7 protein-coding genes are annotated in these 6271 nt (G+C 61.2%); 3 read left to right on the top strand and 4 right to left on the bottom strand.

Annotation, left to right across the window (positions count from 1 at the left end; all coding sequences use genetic code 11):
* Positions 1-233: 233 nt before the first annotated feature.
* Complete coding sequence (locus VNQ78_RS14215; protein WP_325690883.1) at positions 234-1346, bottom strand: zinc-binding dehydrogenase; 1113 nt, start codon at positions 1344-1346, stop codon at positions 234-236.
* 291 nt (positions 1347-1637) lie between these two features.
* Here VNQ78_RS14215 and VNQ78_RS14210 point away from each other — a divergent pair, with 291 nt between their 5' ends.
* Positions 1638-1904: a glycine zipper 2TM domain-containing protein gene (locus tag VNQ78_RS14210; RefSeq protein WP_325690881.1), complete on the top strand. Its 267-nt coding sequence runs from the start codon at positions 1638-1640 to the stop codon at positions 1902-1904.
* A gap of 283 nt (positions 1905-2187) precedes the next feature.
* Here VNQ78_RS14210 and VNQ78_RS14205 read toward each other — a convergent pair whose 3' ends face one another.
* The 3 genes from VNQ78_RS14205 to VNQ78_RS14195 all read right to left on the bottom strand — a co-directional run bounded on the left by VNQ78_RS14205 (position 2188) and on the right by VNQ78_RS14195 (position 4854).
* On the bottom strand, positions 2188-3054 hold the full coding sequence (locus VNQ78_RS14205) for a HAMP domain-containing sensor histidine kinase (RefSeq protein WP_325690885.1): 867 nt from the start codon (positions 3052-3054) through the stop codon (positions 2188-2190).
* A gap of 503 nt (positions 3055-3557) precedes the next feature.
* Entirely contained in the window at positions 3558-4229 is a 672-nt protein-coding gene (locus VNQ78_RS14200; protein WP_325690878.1) for a response regulator transcription factor, read from the bottom strand.
* 52 nt (positions 4230-4281) lie between these two features.
* A complete protein-coding gene (locus tag VNQ78_RS14195) occupies positions 4282-4854 on the bottom strand; it encodes a PepSY domain-containing protein (protein ID WP_325690876.1) in 573 nt (190 codons plus the stop codon).
* Positions 4855-5088: 234 nt separating this feature from the next.
* Here VNQ78_RS14195 and VNQ78_RS14190 point away from each other — a divergent pair, with 234 nt between their 5' ends.
* Both VNQ78_RS14190 and VNQ78_RS14185 read left to right on the top strand, forming a co-directional pair.
* Positions 5089-5874 carry a hypothetical protein gene (locus VNQ78_RS14190; protein ID WP_325690874.1) on the top strand — a complete coding sequence of 262 codons (786 nt, stop codon included), beginning with the start codon at positions 5089-5091 and terminating at the stop codon, positions 5872-5874.
* Positions 5875-5996: 122 nt separating this feature from the next.
* Positions 5997-6271, top strand: a 275-nt coding sequence (locus VNQ78_RS14185; protein WP_414694074.1) for a DedA family protein, incomplete at its 3' end; no start/stop codon positions are given.

Raw genomic sequence — 6271 nt, 5'->3', positions numbered from 1 at the left:
ACAACCATCGGCGGCCACACACTGCCCATGGCGGGTTACCCCCCGCCGTGGTCTACTTCAACAGAATCGAAACCGACCGGCAGGCACAGGCAGTAGCTTAAACATCCCCGAAATCTGTCCAAGGATCGGGGAGTAGCTCAGTCTTTCATCTTGCTGCGCGACAGCATTCACCGAAGCAGCCGTTCATGCCCTATCGCACTCCGACACGAACCGATCACTTCCGGGCACCGCCATCACGACCACGGAGTCACGAGATATTTCTCACCTGTCCTCATGGCCCTGTAATCGGTCACGGCCTGCTTGGTCAGCATCTCGTCGAGATTGACGCGCTTTTTGTAATGGCTGGCGAAGGTGGTGGTGAGGCTCTCGCGCACGCGCTCCCGCATCCGGCTGACGGTTTCCGTCCCGGCCGCTTGGAGAAAGGGGAACAGCAGCCAACCCGAAAGGGTCCAGCCAAAGCCGTAGCTCGGGGACAAGATCGTCGGGGCCATGTCCAGTCGCCCATATATGAACATGCGCTTCGGCTGGTTCGACCCATAGCGCGAATATTCCGTCATTCTGCTGACCGCGACCTGCTCCATGGCCTTGAAGGCATTGTCGACGCCTTGGCCGCCGCCGACCGGGTCGAAGCCATAAAATGCGCCGGTGTCTTCGATCGCGGCACTCAACTGGCGCATGTAATCGTCATTCGACGAGTTGACGACATGGGTGGAGCCGAGGCTTCTCAGCAAATCAACCTGACTGTCCTTTCGGACGATATTGACCAGACCGATGCCATCTTCCTTGCAAATGCGGGTCAGCATCTGGCCCAGGTTGGATGCCCCGACCGTGTGCAGGATCGCGTTCTGCCTGTCCATCCTGGCATTCTCGACGAAGCCCAGAGCGGTCATGGGATTGACGAAGGCGCTCGCGCCATCCTCGGCCGAATGATCGCCCAAGGGCAGGCACATCGCGGCGTCGGCAATGCAATATTGGCTGTAGGCATTGCCCGGGACACAGGAGACGCGCTGGCCCAGGAGCGATCTGGCCGTGTCACTGTCGCCAACTGCGACAACCGTACCGGCACCTTCGTTCCCGGCGGGCAGCTTGAGACCATGGCGCGCCTTCGAGCCCGCGTTGAATGGCTCGGGCACTCTGGCAACGAATTTGCCGGGCGAGTAGCTGGCCGTCTCCAGATCGGCCGCACCGACCAGGATGGCGAGGTCCGACGGGTTTATCGGCGCGGCTTCCATTTTCACGAGAACCTGGTTGCCGGTCGGATCGGGGACGGTCACTTCTTCGACCGCCACCGTCAGCGTTCCATCCGGTTCCAATGTCGTGAACAGTTGCTTGCCCGTGATCGTCATTGCGAAATCTCCAAGCCTCGGTTTTGCGATGAATACTACTGTCGACTCGCCGGAATGAAACGTCCACACGGATTATGATCCACTCATTGGCCACGGCGCCCCTCACGACTTGGGCGTATCAGCCTTGTTGCCGAAGGCGGCAAAATGGCTGCGATGTGCAAGGAACTTGCCGCCGGGTTGAAAGTTGATAGCGACGTTAGGCTTTACTGCTCAACCCAAAGCCCTGCGCGCAGGGCTAGGCGATCAGCTTCAATTCGTTCTTGGCTTTCCCTCGCGACAGGAGACGAAATCATGATGAAACTGGCAGGGGCTGCGGTTCTCATGCTTGCAAGCCTGGGTGGCTTGTCCGGTTGTTCGGACAATCAGGGCGTCAATGCGGCATCCGGGGCCCTGGTGGGCGCGGCCGTCGGCAATCAGGTCGGTTCGGGCAGCGGCAGAACGGCGGCGACGCTGGCAGGTGCTGCGGTCGGTGCACAGGTCGGAGCGCGCCAGCCCACTACCAAGATGTGCAGCTATCGCAATACGCAGACCGGGCAGACCTACACTGCGGCCTGCTGAAGCCTCGCCGCAGATCCGTATCTGCGGCGCTCCTGTCCCGGCCAGTTCGAGCCCTGCGCCAGATGGTCAGCAATCAAGGTCTGGCCGCCCCGAGTGACATGCTGCGGGGCCGAACGAGGGAACTCTCTGTCGAAGAGGGTCGTCCGACTGCCGGCGAGGAGCGGGCCTGCCCAAAGCTGCCGATCGGGCCCAGTCGGGAGCCGCCGCAAAAGCGCCAAACCGGATGTTGGTGCCTGACACTGCGAATTCTTCGACGCAGCGCGGGACGGAGCGGACGGTCGCTTCATGTAGATGCGGAACCGGCTTCTCGGTCTCCGACGCCCTTCCTGATATCGGTCGCGCTGAACCGAATGGTTGCCAGCAATCCGGGATGGTTGTCCGTCAGGATCAACTCCGCGCCGTGCCTTCGGACAATCGCGGCCACCAGACTGAGGCCGAGGCCGTTGCCGGGGGTGTTGCGGCTGCGGTCGAGGCGATAGAGGCGGCGCAGAACGGCCTCACGTTCGGCTTCGGGAATGCCGGGGCCGTGGTCGCCGACGGACAAGGTCTGGCCGTCGACCGCAAGCGTAACCGTCCCGGGCGCGCTGTGACGCAGAGCGTTTTCCAGCAGATTGACAATCGCTTGTCCAAGCAAGGTGCGGTCGCCCTGAACGATGGTCTTCCCCGATACCTGCAACCAAATCTGATGTCCGCTTTCCTGCGCGGCAGGGTCGTAGAGTTCGGCGATATCGCGCGCCAATTGGCCAAGGTCGACGGGCGCGAAATTCTGGCCAGGTCCGCTGCCCTCGATCTGCGCAATGCGCAGCAGCGCGTCAAAGGTCGTCGAGATGTGCTGGATCTCGGCGCTCGCCCGGTTGAAGACCTCCTGCGCAGGCGCATCGGGCAGATCCGCCGCACCCTGATCCAGAACCAGCGCCAGCCGTTGGATCGGGGTGCGCAAATCATGCGCGATATCGGTCGAAACTTGCTTCAACGCCGCGACGGATGCCTCTTGCGCGGCAGCCAGGCGGTCGATCCCCGCGCCGACCCGGCTCAGATCGTCGGGCGGGCCGGGCGTCGGCGGCAGGCGCGCCGTCAAGTCGCCGGATGTGAGCCGCGCCAGCGTATCTTCGATAGCGGTCAATCGCCGGGCCGAGCGCAGGCCGATCATCATTCCACCGGCGAGCAGCAGGCCCGCGGTCGGCAGCAGGGTGAAGAGAAGCACATTGATGAAGACTTCGCGCAGGTCGTCGAAGGCTTCAGTATCCTGACCGACGGTCAGAAGGGCCTCGCCGATGCGTTCAGAGAGCAGGATATAGCTGCCGTCGATATCCTGCCCCTTGTCATGCAGATCGGCCTGCCGCAGCTTTTCGCCGGGCAGGGGGCCGAGATAGTTGCCAACCGGCCCGCCCGGCCCGTCGTAGCGCAGAATCTGGTGTTCGGGGTCGGCCTGCTCAGCGCCATCACCGACCGCGCGGGCGATGATCTCTGGATCGCCTGAAGCCGAGAGTTCTTCGATTTCCTGTTCGAGCACGATTTCGGTGGCGCTGAGCAGAGCTTCGTTCGCAAGCCACCATGTCACGAGAAAGGATACGCTGCCGACGAGCAGGAAAAGCACGACCAGTCGCAGCGTCAACCGCATCGGGGTCGAGCGAAGGGCGTCGCGCCAGCGGTTCATCCGTCGATCCTGTAACCCGCACCGCGGATGGTTCGGATCAACTCGGTCGCAAAGGGCTTGTCGATCTTGGCGCGAAGCCGCGAGACGTGGCTTTCGACGACGTTCGTTTGCGGATCGAAGTTTAAGTCCCACACCGCCTCCAGCAGCATGGTCCGGGTCTGGACGCGCCCTTTGCGCCGCAGCAGGCATTCCAGCAACGCAAATTCGCGCGGCAGCAGCTCGATTTCGGTATCTCCTCGGGTGACGCGTCGGCGGATCAGATCCATGCGCAGGTCACCGGCCATCAGGACGGTTTCCTCATCACGCATCTGCGGACGGCGGCCAAGGGCCTGAATGCGGGCCGACAGCTCACCAAAGGCGAAGGGTTTGACCAGATAATCGTCGGCGCCTGCGTTCAGCCCTTCGATGCGGTCGTCAATCCCGCCCATCGCAGTCAGGAAAATCGCTGGTGTCAGGTTCTTGGCACTCCGCAAGGTGCGGATCAGCGACAAGCCATCAAGGTCGGGCAACATCCGGTCGACGACAAGCACGTCGAAATCCGCGCTTTGGGCAGTCACCAGCCCGTCGCGACCATTGCCGCAGATCTGCGGGACATGGCCTTCTTCGCGAAGGCCGCGTGCAATATAATCGGCAGTGGTCTGGTCGTCTTCGACAATCAGGATGCGCATCTGGCCATTTCCCGAAATGGGGCGGATTTCGCCGCCCCGATCCTATTTCAGATTAACCCTCCGACAGTTCGCCGGAATCGCCCTGACCCTCGATCATGGGGATCAGCTTAGCCGCCGATGCGTCGAATGTATAATCCAGCAGGGAGCCATCGGCCTTGACGATCTCAAGCTGAGTATGCGTCGTTCCATTCTCGCTTTCATGGTCGACCGACATGACCTTGCCGCCGCTTTCCGCCTCGGCCTTCGCCACCACGTCCAAAAGAGAGACCGTCATCTTCGCCGGATCGACCACATCGTCGTCATCCTTCGTGGCAAGCGTGCCCTTGTCCTTGGTTTTGATCACCTGCCCCGAGGCAGCGTCGATCTTGACCTTGGCGACAGTGTCACCTGCGACGGTCTTGACCTCATAGGCCGCAACACCCTTGTGGTCGTCGAACTCGGCCTCGATGGCCTTGCCGCCGGTCGAGGATTCGGCGGCGCGGATCGCGTCCGAAATGCTCTTGGGCGCTTTCAGGAACTGTTGGATTTCGGCCGTGTCGTCGGATGGGGGCCGGGCCTGACCGACGGTTGTGGCGCTTGCCACTGCGATCGCTGCCAGCGCAAGAGTGGATATTGTGCGTTTCATCTTGGTCTCCTTCAAGACGGCGGCAAAATTGCCGCGATGAACCAAAGCTAGGCGGCCCGCCTGACCGTCAAATCCCGTATCGATTACGAATTCGTAATTGTTCCCCCGGAAGGCCGCGACCGCCGCTGAACGCCAAGCCGCAAGATTACGAAGACGTAATCTTTCCCCGATTTTCAGATCATCTGCCGGGTCTAGCTCCTTGGGGCATGAGTCTCATTTCAGAGAGGGACAGAGATGACATATTCGGTCACGCCCGCTGCGCGGGACGATCTTTACAACAAAGTCCCCGAGGTCACGGCTTGCTTTTGGGCTATCAAGATCATGGCGACCACGGTCGGCGAGACGGGCGCCGATTATCTGATCTTCAAGTTGGGGTTGGGCCTGCCCACGACATCGATCCTGATGGCGCTGGCGCTGGCGGTGGTTCTGTTCATCCAGATGCGCGCCGACCGCTATATGCCCTGGATCTATTGGCTCGCGGTCACCATGATCTCGATCGTGGGGACACTGATCACCGACAGCCTGACCGACACCTATGGCGTGGCGTTGCAGCTTTCGACGGTGATCTTCATCGCGGCCTTGATTGCGACCTTCGTCATCTGGTACCGGCGCGAGCATACGCTGTCGATCCACTCGATCGACAATCCGGTCCGCGAGGCCTGTTATTGGCTTGCAGTTCTGTTCACCTTCGCGCTTGGAACCGCCGCAGGCGACCTTCTGGCCGGGCAACTTGGTCTTGGCTATCTGGCCTCGGCGCTTCTGTTCGGTGCGGCGATCCTTGTGGTCGTGGGCATGTGGCGGACCAATATCATCGGCGCGGTCACGGCTTTCTGGCTTGCCTATATCCTGACTCGTCCGCTTGGCGCATCGCTTGGCGACCTGCTGTCGCAACCGGTTGCCAATGGGGGACTGGGTCTGGGGACGACAGCGACAAGTCTGGTGTTTCTAGCAGCGATCCTTGGCCTCGTCGTCTATATGACGATGGCAGGTCCGGCAGAAACCCTGTCCGCCGATCGATAATCGTGTGATCATAGCCCTGTGGCATTAGAACCGGTACGCAGGGCACGGGTCGTCCAGACATTTTATTTTGCAGGGACGCGTCTGGACCGATACGTCACTTCCGTCCTGTAGGTAGGTTGAGGATGTTGGCATTCTTCGCAGACGTAACCGCATTCATCGCAGCTCATCCTCATCTGTCCTATGCGGCCGTGCTGTTTCTGGCTCTCTCGGAATCCATTCCTGTCATTGGCGTGTTCATACCCGGCACTGCTGCAATTTTGGCAATCAGTGCGCTCGTGCCGAGTGGCATCGTGAAGTTGTGGCCGTTGCTGGTGGCGGCCTCGGTCGGCGCGATCATCGGAGACGGTCTCTCGTTCTGGCTTGGCCATCGCTATCACCGAGAAATTCTGCAGCGCTG

This window comes from Paracoccus sp. (in: a-proteobacteria), assembly GCF_035556475.1.
In the GTDB taxonomy this organism is placed as follows: domain Bacteria; phylum Pseudomonadota; class Alphaproteobacteria; order Rhodobacterales; family Rhodobacteraceae; genus Paracoccus.
Note: the sequence above shows the minus strand (reverse complement) of the source record. Positions and strands in the feature narration are given on the sequence as shown.

What these genes read in the sequence shown, in the direction of transcription:
- VNQ78_RS14215 (WP_325690883.1), bottom strand. Translation starts at nt 1,346, where the DNA reads ATGACGATCACGGGCAAGCAACTGTTCACGACATTGGAACCGGATGGA.
- VNQ78_RS14210 (WP_325690881.1), top strand. Translation starts at nt 1,638, where the DNA reads ATGATGAAACTGGCAGGGGCTGCGGTTCTCATGCTTGCAAGCCTGGGT.
- VNQ78_RS14205 (WP_325690885.1), bottom strand. Translation starts at nt 3,054, where the DNA reads ATGATCGGCCTGCGCTCGGCCCGGCGATTGACCGCTATCGAAGATACG.
- VNQ78_RS14200 (WP_325690878.1), bottom strand. Translation starts at nt 4,229, where the DNA reads ATGCGCATCCTGATTGTCGAAGACGACCAGACCACTGCCGATTATATT.
- VNQ78_RS14195 (WP_325690876.1), bottom strand. Translation starts at nt 4,854, where the DNA reads ATGAAACGCACAATATCCACTCTTGCGCTGGCAGCGATCGCAGTGGCA.
- VNQ78_RS14190 (WP_325690874.1), top strand. Translation starts at nt 5,089, where the DNA reads ATGACATATTCGGTCACGCCCGCTGCGCGGGACGATCTTTACAACAAA.